Source organism: Bradyrhizobium sp. I71 (genome assembly GCF_022354745.1).
Taxonomy (GTDB): Bacteria; Pseudomonadota; Alphaproteobacteria; order Rhizobiales; family Xanthobacteraceae; genus Bradyrhizobium; species Bradyrhizobium liaoningense.
The window spans coordinates 772,929-787,777 of the sequence record NZ_CP059398.1; the positions used below are offsets into that span (position 1 = coordinate 772,929).

15 protein-coding genes are annotated in these 14,849 nt (G+C 64.5%); 11 read left to right on the top strand and 4 right to left on the bottom strand.

Translation table 11 applies throughout. The annotated features are described in order from the left end of the window. The first annotated feature begins 5 nt into the window (after positions 1 to 5). The 6 genes from FJV43_RS03880 (at position 6) to FJV43_RS03905 (ending at position 2,909) form a co-directional block, all read left to right on the top strand. Entirely contained in the window at positions 6 to 269 is a 264-nt protein-coding gene (locus FJV43_RS03880; protein ID WP_239624766.1) for a hypothetical protein, read from the top strand. Further along, positions 266 to 667: a hypothetical protein gene (locus tag FJV43_RS03885; RefSeq protein WP_239624767.1), complete on the top strand. Its 402-nt coding sequence runs from the start codon at positions 266 to 268 to the stop codon at positions 665 to 667. The genes FJV43_RS03880 and FJV43_RS03885 overlap by 4 nt, the downstream gene beginning before the upstream one ends. Next, complete coding sequence (locus tag FJV43_RS03890) at positions 664 to 948, top strand: hypothetical protein (protein WP_239624769.1); 285 nt, start codon at positions 664 to 666, stop codon at positions 946 to 948. Before FJV43_RS03885 ends, FJV43_RS03890 begins: the two co-directional genes overlap by 4 nt. Positions 949 to 1,172: 224 nt before the next feature. Beyond that, positions 1,173 to 1,394, top strand: coding sequence for a hypothetical protein (locus FJV43_RS03895; protein WP_239624771.1), 222 nt, complete (start codon positions 1,173 to 1,175; stop codon positions 1,392 to 1,394). Further along, complete coding sequence (locus tag FJV43_RS03900; RefSeq protein ID WP_239624773.1) at positions 1,391 to 1,642, top strand: hypothetical protein; 252 nt, start codon at positions 1,391 to 1,393, stop codon at positions 1,640 to 1,642. Before FJV43_RS03895 ends, FJV43_RS03900 begins: the two co-directional genes overlap by 4 nt. Positions 1,643 to 1,829: 187 nt before the next feature. Continuing rightward, positions 1,830 to 2,909 carry a tyrosine-type recombinase/integrase gene (locus FJV43_RS03905; RefSeq protein ID WP_239624774.1) on the top strand — a complete coding sequence of 360 codons (1,080 nt, stop codon included), beginning with the start codon at positions 1,830 to 1,832 and terminating at the stop codon, positions 2,907 to 2,909. Between the two features lie 63 nt (positions 2,910 to 2,972). On the opposite strand, the gene FJV43_RS03910 is transcribed toward FJV43_RS03905, so the two are convergent. From FJV43_RS03910 to FJV43_RS03920, 3 genes are read right to left on the bottom strand one after another with little or no spacing between them, the layout of a single operon-like run. Then, positions 2,973 to 6,035, bottom strand: a complete 3,063-nt coding sequence (locus tag FJV43_RS03910) for an efflux RND transporter permease subunit (protein WP_239624776.1) — start codon at positions 6,033 to 6,035, stop codon at positions 2,973 to 2,975. 60 nt (positions 6,036 to 6,095) lie between these two features. Continuing rightward, positions 6,096 to 7,211: an efflux RND transporter periplasmic adaptor subunit gene (locus FJV43_RS03915; RefSeq protein ID WP_239624778.1), complete on the bottom strand. Its 1,116-nt coding sequence runs from the start codon at positions 7,209 to 7,211 to the stop codon at positions 6,096 to 6,098. Continuing rightward, positions 7,208 to 8,695, bottom strand: coding sequence for an efflux transporter outer membrane subunit (locus FJV43_RS03920; RefSeq protein ID WP_239629834.1), 1,488 nt, complete (start codon positions 8,693 to 8,695; stop codon positions 7,208 to 7,210). The genes FJV43_RS03915 and FJV43_RS03920 overlap by 4 nt, the downstream gene beginning before the upstream one ends. Before the next feature lie 187 nt (positions 8,696 to 8,882). On the opposite strand from FJV43_RS03920, the gene FJV43_RS03925 reads away from it, so the two are divergent. Next, positions 8,883 to 9,602, top strand: a complete 720-nt coding sequence (locus FJV43_RS03925) for a TetR/AcrR family transcriptional regulator (protein WP_239624779.1) — start codon at positions 8,883 to 8,885, stop codon at positions 9,600 to 9,602. Positions 9,603 to 9,714: 112 nt separating this feature from the next. Here FJV43_RS03925 and FJV43_RS03930 read toward each other — a convergent pair whose 3' ends face one another. Next, positions 9,715 to 10,422 (bottom strand): GntR family transcriptional regulator, encoded by a 708-nt coding sequence (locus tag FJV43_RS03930; RefSeq protein ID WP_194393232.1) that lies wholly within the window; start codon positions 10,420 to 10,422, stop codon positions 9,715 to 9,717. A 250-nt stretch (positions 10,423 to 10,672) separates the two neighbouring features. Here FJV43_RS03930 and FJV43_RS03935 point away from each other — a divergent pair, with 250 nt between their 5' ends. From FJV43_RS03935 to FJV43_RS03950, 4 genes are read left to right on the top strand one after another with little or no spacing between them, the layout of a single operon-like run. Continuing rightward, positions 10,673 to 11,659, top strand: coding sequence for an ABC transporter ATP-binding protein (locus FJV43_RS03935; RefSeq protein WP_239624781.1), 987 nt, complete (start codon positions 10,673 to 10,675; stop codon positions 11,657 to 11,659). A 41-nt stretch (positions 11,660 to 11,700) separates the two neighbouring features. Next, positions 11,701 to 12,990 carry a PotD/PotF family extracellular solute-binding protein gene (locus FJV43_RS03940; protein WP_239624783.1) on the top strand — a complete coding sequence of 430 codons (1,290 nt, stop codon included), beginning with the start codon at positions 11,701 to 11,703 and terminating at the stop codon, positions 12,988 to 12,990. A gap of 4 nt (positions 12,991 to 12,994) precedes the next feature. After that, positions 12,995 to 13,954, top strand: coding sequence for an ABC transporter permease (locus FJV43_RS03945; RefSeq protein ID WP_239624785.1), 960 nt, complete (start codon positions 12,995 to 12,997; stop codon positions 13,952 to 13,954). A gap of 2 nt (positions 13,955 to 13,956) precedes the next feature. After that, positions 13,957 to 14,835 (top strand): ABC transporter permease subunit, encoded by an 879-nt coding sequence (locus tag FJV43_RS03950; RefSeq protein ID WP_239624786.1) that lies wholly within the window; start codon positions 13,957 to 13,959, stop codon positions 14,833 to 14,835. Positions 14,836 to 14,849 lie beyond the last annotated feature (14 nt).

The window sequence follows — 14,849 nt, forward strand, 5'->3', positions numbered from 1 at the left end:
GCGTCATGGCCACCCTCCCCATCACCATCCATCCCTTGGTCGACGGCTCCCTTTCGCTCGACGCCGTCCGCGCCCAGCGCATCGCCAAGGTCGCCGAGATGGCCTCGCGCCTAGTCGAGACCGGCGCCTTCGTCGACTACTCCGATTCCGTCCTGGTGCTGGCGTCGTTCGGCTATTCGGCCTTCGAGGTTCACGCGCTCCTGGACGATGCACGGCAGGTCGCGACTGAGCATGTGGTAGCAATGGAGATGTCGGAGGTCGGGCAGTGAACATGCAGCCGGACACCCGCAAAGGCCTTTCCGACGCCGATCGCGCGGAGATCGAACGTCTTTGTTCGACCATGACGAAGCCGACGCCCGGCAAGATATCGAACAAGATCGGTCGCGACGTGGGGACCGTTGCGTGGTTCATGATCACCCATGGCTTGATCGAGCGCCGCATCAGGTACGACGGCCCCGGTTCTTACATTCAAGGCGGCAAAGTCGTCTATCGCTACACGGAGGAGCACGATCGTCGGATCGTGGCCATGCGCCGCGACGGCAAGAATGTCCGTGAGATTGCAGCCGCCGTCTCTCAGGAATTCGGCATCACGCGGACACCTCACAGCATCGACGTGAGGCTCAAGATGCTCGCTGCTTATGAAGGCGGGCCGGAGGGCGAGGCATGATCACCGAGATGCCCGACCTTCCGGAGGCCGCTTGCCGTTGCTTCGATCCCGAAGACATTGAAGAGACCGGCTGCGTCTGCGGCGATAGCGAGCGCGTCTTGCGCGCGATCCATCGCGGCGAGATCAGGTTGACCGACGATCAGCGCGAATGGTGCTTCCGCGAGATCGACCGCGTTGAGGGCTACTCGCGCGAAGAATATGCGCTCTCGGATGATGGCGATCTGGCCAACACTGTCCTGTGCGCATGGACGGATTTCTGCCGCGACAAGGGGCTGCTGTGATGGCCCTTCCTCGCCCCCAACGTGTTTCCCGCCCAGAGCCTCCGGGCTCACTGCTGAAGCGCACAACCGCTGCCGCACAGCGGCGCGCCGAGGCAGAACCGAGAGGAGGTGATTCAACGTACCTTCCGCTGGTACGGCAGCTGCCGTGCCTGAAGTGCGGCAACGAACCATCCGAGGCGGCCCATGTCCGCTTTGCCAGCGCCGCCTTCGGCAAGGCGTCGGGAATGCAGAAGAAGCCGGACGACGCCTTTGCGGTCCCGCTTTGCGCAGGCTGCCACCGTCTCGATCGAGACGCCCAGCACAGCCGCGGCGAGCGGATGTTCTGGGCCGAGATCGGCATCAACCCCTTGCTGGTCGCGCAGCGGCTCTACGCGCAGCGCGGCGACCTGGTGGCGATGCGGGCCGTGGTGCTCGTGGCGATCGCCGAGCGGAGCAATCAATCATGAGCGGCGCCAGCGTCATCATGGCCGCCGCCCTGCAGCGCGATCTTCTGGCCCGCGGCGTGCGGCATCTCGACTTCGGCGACTGCGAGGCGATCGTCGCCCGGATGTTCGATTGCATCAGCACCATCGAGCACGGCACCCGCGAGGACGACGCCCTGCCCCAGCGCTGCGCCACCGACGAAGTCGACCTCGACGACAGCTGCATGGCCTGCGGGGCGGCCCAGGGCGAGGCGTGCAGGGGGCCGCGATGACCCAGCGCCTCACCATCGACCAGGCCGCCGAAATGCTCTGCAAGAGCCGGCGCTGGCTGTTGGAATGGCTGCGGGCCCACCCACGGGATAGCGGGGGTAACCTCTTCTACACCCCGGTCGGCCGGGATAAGATTTTCCATCAATCGGACATTGCCCGCATTGAAGTCGCGTTGAGGGAGGGTCAGCCGTGCCGCTCAAGCTCCGGCCGCCGCGGAAGGGTAAAACGCCCAACTTCGAAATCCGAGGAACCTACCTCGGCTGCCGCGTGGAAGTTAGCAGCGGCACTCACAAACGATCCGTCGCTCGCGACAAGCTCCTCGAGATCGAACAGTGCATCGAGAAGCACGGACAATATCCAGCCCCGGAAGTTAAGCCTGATCCCGGGCGGCCGACCTTCCTGAGCGCGGCCAATGCCTGGATGCAAGCCGGCGGCGATCGCCGCTACGTGCCGGCGCTGCTCAAGCACTTTCGCGAGAAACCGATCGAGGAGATCGACCAGGCCGCGATCGACGATGCCGCGCTGACGCTGCTGCCACACGGCGCACCGGATTATCGCAATCGTGCGGTCTACGCACCCACGATCGCCATCATTCGGCACCAGCTCGGCGAGAAAGCCCCCGCCTTCCGGCGCCCCAAAGGATCAAAGGGGCGGCAGCGCAAGGACTTCCTGTGGCCGGAAGATGCCTTCGCGATCCTCGCTGAAGCGGCCAAGATCGACCCGGAGTTCGAGCTCTATCTGCTGGTGCTGCTCTATCACGGCACCCGCAAGACCGAGGGCCTCGAGATCCTCGCGGCGGACACACGCCCGGACGATCTCACTATCTGGCTGCCGGACACCAAGAATGGCGACCCGCGCATGCTCAGAATGCGTGAGGACATCGCTGCGCGGCTAAAACAGCACATGGCGGCCAATCCCGGCCGGGAGCGGCTTTTCCGCTTCAACGGCGACGGCAGCCATTTCAAGCACATGCTGCTCCGCTGCACGATGGCCGTCTGCGGACTGGACTGTCCGAAGCGCCGACCGACGCCGTGGAAGAAGCCGAAGTTCCGGCTCGGCTTCGTCACCTTCCACACCTTCCGCCACACCTGGGCAACATGGATGCGCATGTACGGCGGCGCCGATACCAAGGGCCTTGTCGCGACCGGCAACTGGCGCGACGAACGCAGTGCCGCGCGCTACGCCCACGTCGTGCCGCGGGCCGAGTGGGACCGCGTCGACGATCTGCCGGCGCCGGGGACAATCCGGGGAAAAGCCGTCAACGACTGAAATTCCCCTGTATATACAACATGCGGCCTTTCCTCCCCCAATGGCTGGCCGCAACTTTTTGGCCTATGCCGGCGCTGTCTCGGCGGCAGCCGGAGCCGCCGCTGGCCGCGCGATCAGGGCATAGGCAACCGGCACCACGAACAGCGTGAACAGCGTGCCGATCGACAGCCCCGTCGCGATCACGAGGCCCATGTTGTAGCGCGAGACCGCGCCCGCGCCGCTCGCGGTGATCAGCGGAACGACGCCGAGCACCATCGCCGCTGTCGTCATCAGGATCGGCCGCAGCCGGATCGCCGCGGCCTCGATGATCGCGTCCGTTGCCGCCTTGCCCTCGAGGCGCAATTCGTTGGCCACCTCGACCATCAGGATGCCGTGCTTGCTGACGAGGCCCATCAGGGTGAGCAGCCCGACCTGAGTGTAGATGTTGAGGCTCGCGCCGCCGATGCCGAGGCTGATGAAGATCAGGGCGCCGGCGAGCGACATCGGCACCGACACCAGGATGACGATGGGATCGAGGAAGCTGTTGAACAGCGCGGCGAGCGCCAGGAAGATGATGATGACGGCGAAAGCGAACGTCGTGACGAAGCCGCCGGACTCCTGCTCGAGCTGCCGCGAGGCGCCGCCGAAATCCACCGTGTAGCCGGCCGGCAGGGTTTTCGCGAGATCCTTGAGCGTGGCGAGCGCGCTGCCCATCGACACCGTCGGCATCGCAACGCCGGAGATCGTCGCCGCATTGATCTGCTGGAAATGGTTGCGCGACTGCGGAACGGTCCTGTTCTCCAGATGGGCGACGGTCGACAGCGGCACCATCGAATTGTCGCTCGCCTTGATGTAGTAGCCGAGCAACTGGTCTGCCGTCAGCCGATCGTTCTGCTTGGCCTGAGGAATTACCTTGTAAGATCGGCCGTCCAGGCTGAAATAATCGAGGTAGTTCCCCCCGAGCATGGTCGCGAGCGCACCGCCGAGATCACTCATCTTCAGGCCGAGATCACCGGCCTTGTCGCGGTCGAAGGAGACCAGCGTCTGAGGCCTGTCGATTTTCAGGTCGGTATCGAGGAAGATGAATTGGCCGCTCTTCAGTGCCTGCACCATGAAGTTGCGCGAGACCTGGTCGAGTTCGTTGTAGGAACCGGTCGTACCGATCACGAACTGGATCGGAAGGCCGTTGCTGCCGGGCAGCGGCGACGGCTGGAAGGCGACCGAGCGCGTGCCCGCGATGGTGTTGAGCAGGTTCTGGAAATCCGGCTGGAGAGTCTTCGTGGTCAGGCTGCGCTGGTCCCAGGGCTTGAGCACCCAGCCTCCAATCGCCTGGGTGGGCGTGTCGATCTGGAAAAGGGTCTTCGTTTCCGGGCGCTTGGCCACGAGATCGTAGACCTGCTGGCTGTAGAATTGCCGCTGCTGAAGTGTCGCTGAGGGTGCCGACGTCGTCAGCGAGAGCACGACACCCTGGTCCTCGTCGGGCGCGAGCTCGCTGGTCGAGGTCGCGTAGAGCCAGGGAATGCCGGCCAGCAGCAGCAGCGCGAACACGACCACGACCGGCTTCATCGCAAAGACGGCCTCCAGCCGGCGGCGATAGGCGCCTGAGAGCCACTCCAGCACGTGGTCGATCGTCCGGACCAAGCGCGCCTCCCAGTTCGTCGCATCGCGCTCGGTCTTGCGCAAGAGCCAGGCGCAGTTCATCGGCGACAGCGTCAGCGCGATCACCGCCGATACCGTGACCGCGCCTGCGAGCGTGAAGGCGAACTCGGTGAACAGCGCGCCGGTGAGGCCGCCCTGGAATCCCACGGGCACGTAGACCGCGATCAGAACCACGGTCATGGCGATGATCGGGCTTGCCAGCGCGCGTGCGGACTGGATCGCGGCCTCGACCGGCGCGACACCTTCGTCGATCAGCCGGTGCACGCTCTCCACGACGATGATGGCGTCATCCACCACGAGCCCAATGGCGAGCACGAGTGCAAGCAGGGTCAGCAGGTTGATCGAGAATCCCATCAGCAGCATCAGCCCGAATGTTCCGATCAGCGACAGCGGGATCGCGATGACTGGAATCAGGACCGATCGCCACGAGCCCAGGAACAGGAACACCACCACGATCACGATCAGCACCGCTTCCACCAGCGAGTGGACGACCTCGTCGATCGAGGAATTGACGAAGTCGGTGGAGTCGTAGAGCACCTCGCCGACCAGACCGTTCGGAAGCTGCGCCTTGATGTCGGGCAGTACCGCCTTCACACCGTTGATGACGTCGAGCAGATTGGCGGTCGGGGCCGTCTGGATGCCGATATAGACAGCCGTCTTTCCGTTGAATTTCGTTTCGCTGTCGTAATCGTCGTTGCCGAGCGTCACGTTGGCGACGTCGCGCAGGCGGATGATGGCGCCGTTGACGGTCTTGACCACGAGGTTGCGGTACTGCTCCAGCGAATGGAGGTTGGTCGAGGCAGCAAGGTCGACCTGCACGAGCCGGCCCTTGGTCGTGCCGAGGCCGGAGATGTAGTCGTTGCCCGACAGCGCGGTCGATACCTCGCTTGCGGTGAGGCCGTAAGCCGCCAGCTTGTCGGGATCGAGCCAGGCCCGGAGCGCAAACTTCTTGGCGCCCAGCAATTCGGCCGTCTGCACGCCGGCGACGGCCTGAAGGCGCGGCTGCACCACGCGCGCCAGATAGTCGGTAATCTGGTTCGGCGCCAGCACGTCGCTGGCAAAGCCGATGTACATGGCGTCGATAGTCTGACCCACCTTGAGCGTCAGCGTAGGCTGTTGCGTGCCGCTCGGAAACTGGTTGAGGACCGAATTGACCTTGGCGTTGATCTCCGTCATCGCCTTGCCGGAATCGTAGTTCAGCCGCAGATTGACCGTGATGGTGCTGGAGCCGGTGACGCTGCTCGAGGTCATGTAGTCGATGCCGTTCGCCTGGGCGATGGCATTCTCGAGCGGCGTCGTGATGAAGCCGGCGATGATGTCGGAATCCGCGCCGGCATAGGCGGTGCTCACCGTGACGATGGCGTTCTGCGTGCGCGGGTATTGCAGGATCGACAGCGTCGCCATCGAGCGCAGGCCGAGCACGAGGATCAGGGCGCTGACCACGAGCGCCAGCACCGGCCGGCGGATGAAGATATCGGTAAAACGCATCTTGTCCTGAACTCGTTTGTCGCCACTCGTTGCTGCGGTATCCTCGCGCCGTCGCGAAGCCTACTGGTCGACGATGTTTGGCGCGGCCTCGGCCTGCGGCACGTGGGAATTGTCGATCTTGACCGGGCTGCCGTTGCGCAGCTTCAGCTGGCCGGCGATGACCACGGTCTCGCCCGGCTTGATCCCATCGTTGACCGCGACGCGGTCGCCTTTCGGGGGCCTCGTCTTGACGAACATCTGCCGCGCGGTGCCCTGCCCGTCATGGAGATCGTCGACGAGGTAGACCAGGTCGCCGTAGGAATTGTTCACGATCGCGGTGAGCGGGAGGGTGACGACCTGCTCGGGCTTGCCGACGGCGATCTCGACCTTTGCGAACATGCCCGGCAGCAGCCGGGCCTCGGCGTTGCGCAAGGTGGCGCGAACCTGGACGTTGCGGCTGCTCGAATCCACCTTGGCGTTGATTGCCGTGATCTGCCCGGTGAAGCGCTCGGCCGGAAACGCATCGACTGCGACCGACACGTCCTGCCCGATGCGGATCGAGGCCAGCGCCTGCTGCGGCAGATAGAAGTCGACATAGATCGGATCGAGACTCTGCAGCGTGACGATGCTGGTGCCGGCGGAGAGATACTGGCCGAGATCGACGGCGCGGATACCGAGGCGCCCGGAGAACGGCGCCTTCAGCGTCTTCTGCTCGAGCAGGGCCTTCTGCTGCTCCATCAAGGCCTGGGCGTTCTTCAGGTTGGCCCTGTCGCTGTCGACCGTCGCCTGGCTCACCGCGTTGAATTTGATCTGCTCCTCGTCGCGCTTGAGCACGATCGCGTAGTTCTCCGCCGTCGCCTGCAGTGAACGCAGCTTGGCGAGGTCGTCGGTCGCCACCAGCGACAGCAGGGTCTGTCCAGCCGTGACGCTGTCACCCGAGGAGAACTCGATGCTCTGCACGATGCCGGCGACCTGGAGCGCGAGATCGGCGCCGTTGACGGCGCGCAGCGAGCCGACCGCGCTCAGGCTGGACTGCCAGGGCGCGTTCGCGGCAACCGCTGTGGAGACGGTCTGCGGCGGATTGGCCAACGCCCCGATGGCCCGCCTGATCATGACCTCCTTGAAGGTCTGGAATCCATAGAGGCCGCCGAACAGGATCGCCATCCCGCACAGCATGATTGTCATCCGCTTGATCATCGCAACGCGTCCTCGGTCTTCTTGTCGACGCCGGCGAAGTACCCGGCATTGGCGCGCGGCAGCGCGTCCGGCGTTTCATCCACGCGATTCCACCAGCCGCCGCCGAGCGCCTGAAACAGCGCGGCGGTGTCGGTAAAGCGGGTCGCTTGCGCCTTCACGCGCGACACCCGTGCGTTGAGGTAGGATTGCTGGGCGTTGATGATGTTGGCGTACGGAACGGCGCCGGTCTTGAACTGCTCGACCGCCATCGCGAGGCTGTCGGCCGTCGCCTTCTCGGCGGCGGTCTGCGCCTTCAGCGTCGCGGCGTCGTACTGGATTGCGCGCAGGGAATCGGCGACATTCTGGAACGCGGTCACCACCGTGCTCTTGTAGAGCGCGAGATCCTGCTCGAACGCCGCCACGTCGGCTTCCTTGGTGTGGTACAGCGTTCCGCCGTCGAAGATCTTCTGGCTGACGCTGGAAGCGGCACTCCAGACGATCGTCTCGGGCGAGAACAGCCGCTCGGGACTGGTGGCGCCGTAGCTGCCCGAGAGCGTGAGCTGCGGCAGCAGGTTGGCGATGCCGACACCGACGGTCGCGGTCGCCTGATGCAAGGTCGCCTCGGCCTGACGGATGTCCGGGCGCTGCCGCACCAGCGTCGAGGGCAGCGACAATGGCAGCCGGCCGGGCAGGCGCAGATCGGCCAGCCGCACATGCTCGCCGCGGTCCTGGCTCGGCAGCCGGCCGAGATAGGCCATCAACTGGTTGCGCTGTTGCGCCAGCTGCTTCTGCAGAGGAGCCAGCGTCGCCTTGGCTTGCGCCAGCGTCGCCTCTTGCGACAGCAGGTCGGATTTCGAGATCGCACCGATGTCGAACTGGCGCTGGATGCGCGCCAGCTGATCCGACTCCGCCTTGATGATCTCCTCGGTCGCAAGGATTTGATCGCGGAGCGAGGCATCCGTGATTGCGGCCGTCACCACGTTGGCGGTCAGCGCGAGATAGGTCGCCTCGAGCTTGAAGCCCTGATAGTCGGCCTGGGCTTGCAGCGCCTCGACCTGACGGCGCGTGCCGCCCCAGATGTCGAGCGCGTAGGACACGCTGACGGAAGCGTTGTAGAGCGTGTAGGTCGAACCTTGCGCCGGCCACACCCCCGACTGCGACGTGCTCGTCCGGTCGCGCTCCGCCGAGGCGCTGCCGGACACTTGCGGAAACAGGCTGCCCTGTTGCGCCAGCGTATTCTCCCGCGCATAGCGCAAGGCGAACTGCGCCGCCTGCACGTCGGGATGATTACGGATGGCTTCCTCGACAAAGGCGTTGAGCTGCCGCGAGCGAAATAGCGCCCACCAGGCGCCGGGAATGTCCCTGCCTGTTTCGAAGCCCTGCGAATTGCCGCCGGTCACCGGCGCACTCGTGGTGGCGGCCGGGCGCTGCTCGCGTGTGTAGCCGTTTACGGCCGGTCCGGCCGGCGACACGAAGTCCGGTCCGACGGCACAGGACGCCAGCACAACGCCGCAGAGCGAGACGCCGGCCCAGGCCGAGGCCCGCGCCGGCCGCCACCCTCCTGCGACGACGGGGACGTGCCTGGGCCTGCCTGGAAGAGGAGCTGTCAAAGAACTAAACCGTTTAGTTTTTGTCCGGGAGGCTGTATGTTGCAGGTTGGAACCAAAAGTCAAGCCGCGGGGTTAGGGGTCAATGACGACGACAGTGCACAAGGCGCAGATGCGAGAGACCAAAGGACTGGCCGATACGAGTCAGAAGCCGCGCGCCAGGGCCAAGCACAGCCAGATTCTCGACAGCGCTCGCGTTCTTTTTCTCGATCAGGGTTTCGATGCCACCAGCATGGACGCGATCGCGCGCGAGGCCGGGGTCTCGAAGGCTACGCTCTACGTTCATTTCGACGACAAGGACGATCTGCTGCTCGCGCTCGTGAATGAGGAGTGCAAGCGCTTCGGGCCGAAGACGCTATGGCGCGACCACGGCGGCAAGGTCGATCTCAGGGCAGAACTCCACGCCATTGGCACGACGTTCCTCGAAGCCTTTCTCGACCAGCGCGGGCTTGCCGTGCACAGACTCGTGATGTCCTGCGCCTCGCGTTATCCGCGCGTGGCGGAGGTTTTCATGAAGTCCGGACCGGACCGCTGCGACGCCGAAGTGGCCGCCTTCCTGCGTACAGCGCAGGCGCAGGGCCTTGTCGACGTTCCCGACGTCGCCATGGCGGCGACGCAGTTTCTCAGCCTGATCCAAGGCAAGGAGATCCTGAAATGGACCCTCTCGATGAAGATGCCGAGTCCGGCCCGCCATCGCGCGCTGATCGAGAATGGCATCAACGTGTTTCTCGCGGCCTATGAGCGACGTCCCGCGGCGGTGAAGCAGACGCGGCGAAACCCGGCGAAGGCATCTGCGCGCCGCTGAAGCGCGATGCGATTGGGACGAACGTGATCGCGCTTCAGGTTGTTGTTCAACCATGATCTTTCCGGAAAGCCGCTGCGCACCTTTCCGGATCACGCTTTAGTATCAGAACCGCTCAGGCGCCCAGCACGTCGGCGAGCCGCCGATCCGCGGCGTCGAGCTCTTTCAGGAACAGTTCGGCCTCGATCTCCTGCAGATGCGACAACATCAGCGCGCGCGCGGCCTCGCCATCGCGCCGGCCGATCGCCTCGACGATCCCGGCGTGGTGATCGGTGCCGCAAGCCGGCGTGTCGTGGCGGCGGTAGAGCAGGATGATGAGCGAGGAGCGCGCGATCAGCTCCTTCAGGAAGCCGAGATAGATGCTGTGGCCGCTCATCTCGGCGACGAGCCGATGAAACTCGCCGGAGAGCCGCACCGAGGCGCGCGCATCGCCGCGCAGCTCCGCCTCGCGCTCCTCGGTGAGATGGCGCTGCAGGCGATTGATCCAGGCCGGAGACGCCGCATCGATCGCGTGATCGACGATGGCGGGCTCGATCAGGCGCCGCGCCTCGAACACTTCGCGAGCATCGGCAGGCGTCGGCCGCGCGACGAAGGCACCGCGGTTCTTCTCGATGTTGACGATGCCCTCATGCGCGAGCTGCTGCAGCGCGGTGCGCACCAGCGTGCGGCTCGCGCCGTAGATATCGCCGATCTCGTCCTCGCCGAGCTTCGTGCCCGGCAGCAGGCGATGTTCGAGGATCGCGGCGGTCACGCCCTCCCGGATACGGCTGACCCGATCGCTCGCATCTGGCGCATCGGATTTCGGGCGGGTCTTGGCGGCCATTGGTGTGAGGGCTCGATCGGCGACGTTCGGCCAAATGGTAGTCGACGAGCTGTATCCAATCACAGGCGAAACTTTATACAATCTGCGCCTGTTTTGTGTGCAGAAAGGTGCGCCGGCGTCGGCCAGCCAGCCGGGGGCGGAATTGACCTAACGATCTGACTCCACTGCACAGTTTTCTGAAATCGGTTGGCTGAAGGCGCTTGGCACGGAGCTTGCGGAGAGAGGCGCATCGCCCCTGCTCGGACACGCCATGGCCACTCCCGCCGCTCTCGAACTGGTCGCCGTCACCAAGCGCTACGACACCACGCTGGCGGTCGACAACGTCAACCTGAAGATCCCGGCCGGCACCTATTGCTGCCTGCTCGGCCCCTCCGGCTGCGGCAAGACGTCGACCCTGCGCATGATCGCCGGGCACGAGGCGGTCAGCGAGGGCGACATCATCCTCGGCGCGCAGAACGTCACCGACCTCGAGCCGGCCAAACGCGGCACGGCGATGATGTTTCAGTCCTACGCGCTGTTTCCGCACCTCAGCGTGCTCGACAACGTCGCCTTCGCCTTGAAGATGCGCGGCATCGACAAGCCGACGCGGCACAAGCGCGCCGGCGAATTGCTCGAACTGGTCGCGATGAGCCAATATGCGGGCCGTCTCCCGGCGCAGCTTTCCGGCGGCCAGCAGCAGCGCGTGGCGCTCGCCCGCGCGCTGATTACCGAGCCGCAGATCCTCCTGCTCGACGAGCCGCTCTCCGCGCTGGATCCGTTCCTGCGGGTGAAGATGCGCGGCGAGTTGAAGCGGCTGCAGCGCGAGCTCGGCATCAGCTTCATCCAGGTCACCCACGGCCAGGAAGAGGCGATGGCCCTCGCCGACCACATCGTGGTGATGAACCAGGGCCGGATCGAGCAGCAGGGCACGGCGCGCGACATCTTCCACCATCCCCGCACCGAATTCGTGGCGCGCTTCATCGGCGGCCACAATGTCCTCAGCGACTCCGGCAAGCTCATCGCCGTCCGCGCCGATCAGCTCGGCATCGTGCCGTTCGCCGACGGCACGTTCGGCGCACCGGCCTTGTTGACCCAGACCGAGTACCAGGGCTCCTACATCGCCGTCTCGCTCACGCTCGACGACGGCACGGCCCTGTTCTCCCACGTTCCCGAAGCCACCTTCGACGTCCACCCGTTCCGGCCGGGCGATCGCGTGCTGGCCACCTGGGATCCCGCCAAGGCGCAACCCCTGCAATAGCGCCGATCGATCACCGGAATGCGCAACAGAGGAGTGATGATATGACCGAGACCACCAGGACGAAGGGCGTCAGCCGCCGCACGCTGCTCAAGGGCACCGCAGGTCTCGCCGGCCTTGCCGCCGGCTCGGGGGCGATCACAGGCTTTCCCTACGTGAAGTCGGCCGACGCGAAGGTGCTGCGCTATCTCGGCACCGCCGTGAACGAGGGCGACGACATCGCCAAGCAGTGCCTGAAGGACACCGGCATCAAGATCGAATACATCACCGCGACCACCGACGACGTCACCAAGCGCGTGATGACCCAGCCGAACTCCTTCGACGTGCTGGACACCGAATATTTCTCGCTGAAGAAGATCGTGCCGTCGGGCAACATCCTTGCGCTCGACGCCAGGAAGATCAAACAGTTCGACAACATCACGCCCGTCTTCACCAAGGGCGAGACGCCCGGCGGCAAGAAGATCGGCGGCCAGGGCACGGCACCCTGGAAGGTGCTCTACCTCGAAGGCAAGGACTCCAAGAAGTTCGCGACGTCGGCGACCGAATTCGTGACGCTGATCCCGACCGTCTACAACGCCGACACGCTCGGCATCCGCCCCGACCTGATCAAGCGGCCGATCAGCTCGTGGTCCGAACTGCTCAACCCCGAGTTCAAGGGCAAGGCCTCGATCCTCAACATCCCCTCGATCGGCATCATGGACGCCGCGATGGTCGTGGAAGCCACCGGCAAGCACAAATATGCCGACAAGGGCAACATGACCAAGGAAGAGATCGATCTCACCATGAAGGTCATGACCGAAGCCAAGAAGGCCGGTCAATTCCGCGCCTTCTGGAAGGATTTCAACGAGAGCGTCAACCTGATGGCCTCGGGCGAGACCGTGATCCAATCGATGTGGTCGCCGGCGGTGACGAAGGTGCGCTCGATGGGGATCGCCTGCACCTTCCAGCCGCTCAAGGAAGGCTACCGCTCCTGGGCCTCCGGCTTCTGCGTCTCCAAGGGCGTCTCGGGCGCGAAGCTCGAATGGGCCTATGAGTTCGTCAACTGGTTCCTGTCCGGCTACGCCGGCGCCTATCTCAACCGCCAGGGCTATTACTCGGCCGTGCTCTCCACCGCGAAGGCGCATATGGAGCCCTACGAGTGGGCCTACTGGATGGAAGGCAAGCCGGCCGAGAAGGACATCAAGGCGCCCGACGGCTCGCTGCTGGAGAAGGCCGGCGCGGTGCGCGATGGCGGCTCCTACGAGGACCGCATGGGCGCAGTCGCCTGCTGGAACGCGGTGATGGACGAGAACGACTACATGGTCCGCAAGTGGAACGAGTTCATCGCGGCGTGACGTGATGGACACCTCCGAGGACATCCTGCATCAGGCATCCCCGGACTTCGTCCGGGGATCGGAGACGGCGCGCCGCAGCAAGACGGCGCGACTGTCACCGTCTTTGATCTCCTGGCTCCAGGCCGGGCCGATGATGCTGGTGTTTCTCGCCTTCTTCCTGATCCCGCTCGTCTTCGTCGTCATCGTCTCGTTCTGGGATTACAACGAATACCAGCTGCTGCCGGCCTTCTCGGGTCGCGGCTACACCGATACGTTCGAGGGCTGCATCGCGCAGCTCCCCGAACTGTGCACGATCGGCAAGACCTATCTGATGACGCTGAAGCTGTGCTTCATGGTCTGGGCCATCACGCTGTTCATCGGCTTCTGGGTCGCATATTTCCTCGCCTTCCACGTCAAGTCCAAGACCTGGCAGATGGGATTGTCGCTGCTGTGCACGATCCCGTTCTGGACCTCCAACGTGATCCGCATGATCGCCTGGATTCCGCTGCTCGGGCGCAACGGCCTCGTCAACTCGGGCCTGATGAAGACGGGCCTGATCAACCATCCGATCGAATGGCTGCTGTTCTCCGAATTCTCCGTCGTGCTGGCGCTGGTGCACCTCTTCACCTTCTTCATGGTGGTGCCGATCTTCAACTCCATGGTGCGCATCGACAAGTCGCTGATCGAGGCGGCCTATGACGCCGGCGCCACCGGCTTCCAGACCCTCGTCAACGTCATCATTCCCCTCGCAAAGCCAGGCATCGTGATCGGTTCGATCTTCGTCATCACCATCGTGATGGGCGACTTCATCACCATCGGCGTGATGGGCGGCCAGCAGATCGCCGCCGCCGGCAAGATCATCGAGACGCGGGTCAACGCACTGCAATTCCCGGCCGCCGCCGCCAATGCCGTGATCCTGCTCGCGATCACTTTCCTGATCATCACCATGATGTCGCGCATCGTCGACATCAAGAAGGAGCTCTGAGCATGAGGGAAGGACGTCCGCGCTCTTTCTACCTGCTCGCGATCTTCTTCGCGGCCTATGTGCTGTTCCTCTATGGCCCGATGATCGCGATCTACGTGCTATCGTTCCAGGGGCCGCAGGGCGGCCTCACCTTCCCCATGAACGGCGTCTCGACCTTCTGGATTACGAAACTGTTCCAGGGCACCGGCATCGTCGATCTCGGCGCGGCCTTCCGCCGCTCGCTGCTGCTTGGCCTCGTCGTGATGGTCCTCACCGTCGTGCTGTCGGTCGCCGCCGGAATGGCCTTCCGCAGGAAGTTCAAGGCGCAAAGCATCCTGTTCTATTCGGCGATCGCGAGCCTGATCGTGCCCTCGATCATCACCTCGCTCGGTATCTCGCTCGAATTCCGCATCATCGACGATCTGATCAAGGCGCATTGGAACGAGAATTTCGAAACCTCGATGGGCCTGCTCACCTCCGGGCTCGGCGCGCACCTGACCTGGACGCTGCCGTTCGGGCTTCTCATCATGTTCGCTATCTTCAACCGCTTCGACCCGCGCCTCGAGGAAGCCGCGCGCGATCTCGGCGCGACACCATGGCAGACCTTCCGTCACGTCGTGCTCCCGATCATCCTGCCGTCGGTGATCGGCATCGGCCTGTTCGGCTTCACGCTGTCCTGGGACGAACTGGCCCGCTCCAGCCAGGCCATCGGCGCGGTGAATACATTGCCGCTCGATCTGCAGGGCCTCACCACCACAGTGACGAACCCCGACATCTATGCGCTCGGCACCGTGATCTCGGCCGTCTCGTTCACCGTGATCTCGCTTGCGCTCGGCACCATCCACGTGCTCAACAAGCGGCAGGCGGCCAAGGGTTCGGACGCCGGCAAGGGACTCGTCTGACAAGGAACTTGTCT

Excerpts from the sequence above, each read along its gene's own strand:
- FJV43_RS03935 (WP_239624781.1), top strand. The coding sequence starts at position 10,673 with ATGGCCACTCCCGCCGCTCTCGAACTGGTCGCCGTCACCAAGCGCTAC.
- FJV43_RS03930 (WP_194393232.1), bottom strand. The coding sequence starts at position 10,422 with ATGGCCGCCAAGACCCGCCCGAAATCCGATGCGCCAGATGCGAGCGAT.
- FJV43_RS03945 (WP_239624785.1), top strand. The coding sequence starts at position 12,995 with ATGGACACCTCCGAGGACATCCTGCATCAGGCATCCCCGGACTTCGTC.
- FJV43_RS03925 (WP_239624779.1), top strand. The coding sequence starts at position 8,883 with ATGACGACGACAGTGCACAAGGCGCAGATGCGAGAGACCAAAGGACTG.
- FJV43_RS03900 (WP_239624773.1), top strand. The coding sequence starts at position 1,391 with ATGAGCGGCGCCAGCGTCATCATGGCCGCCGCCCTGCAGCGCGATCTT.
- FJV43_RS03910 (WP_239624776.1), bottom strand. The coding sequence starts at position 6,035 with ATGCGTTTTACCGATATCTTCATCCGCCGGCCGGTGCTGGCGCTCGTG.
- FJV43_RS03950 (WP_239624786.1), top strand. The coding sequence starts at position 13,957 with ATGAGGGAAGGACGTCCGCGCTCTTTCTACCTGCTCGCGATCTTCTTC.
- FJV43_RS03880 (WP_239624766.1), top strand. The coding sequence starts at position 6 with ATGGCCACCCTCCCCATCACCATCCATCCCTTGGTCGACGGCTCCCTT.
- FJV43_RS03915 (WP_239624778.1), bottom strand. The coding sequence starts at position 7,211 with ATGATCAAGCGGATGACAATCATGCTGTGCGGGATGGCGATCCTGTTC.
- FJV43_RS03940 (WP_239624783.1), top strand. The coding sequence starts at position 11,701 with ATGACCGAGACCACCAGGACGAAGGGCGTCAGCCGCCGCACGCTGCTC.
- FJV43_RS03895 (WP_239624771.1), top strand. The coding sequence starts at position 1,173 with ATGCAGAAGAAGCCGGACGACGCCTTTGCGGTCCCGCTTTGCGCAGGC.
- FJV43_RS03890 (WP_239624769.1), top strand. The coding sequence starts at position 664 with ATGATCACCGAGATGCCCGACCTTCCGGAGGCCGCTTGCCGTTGCTTC.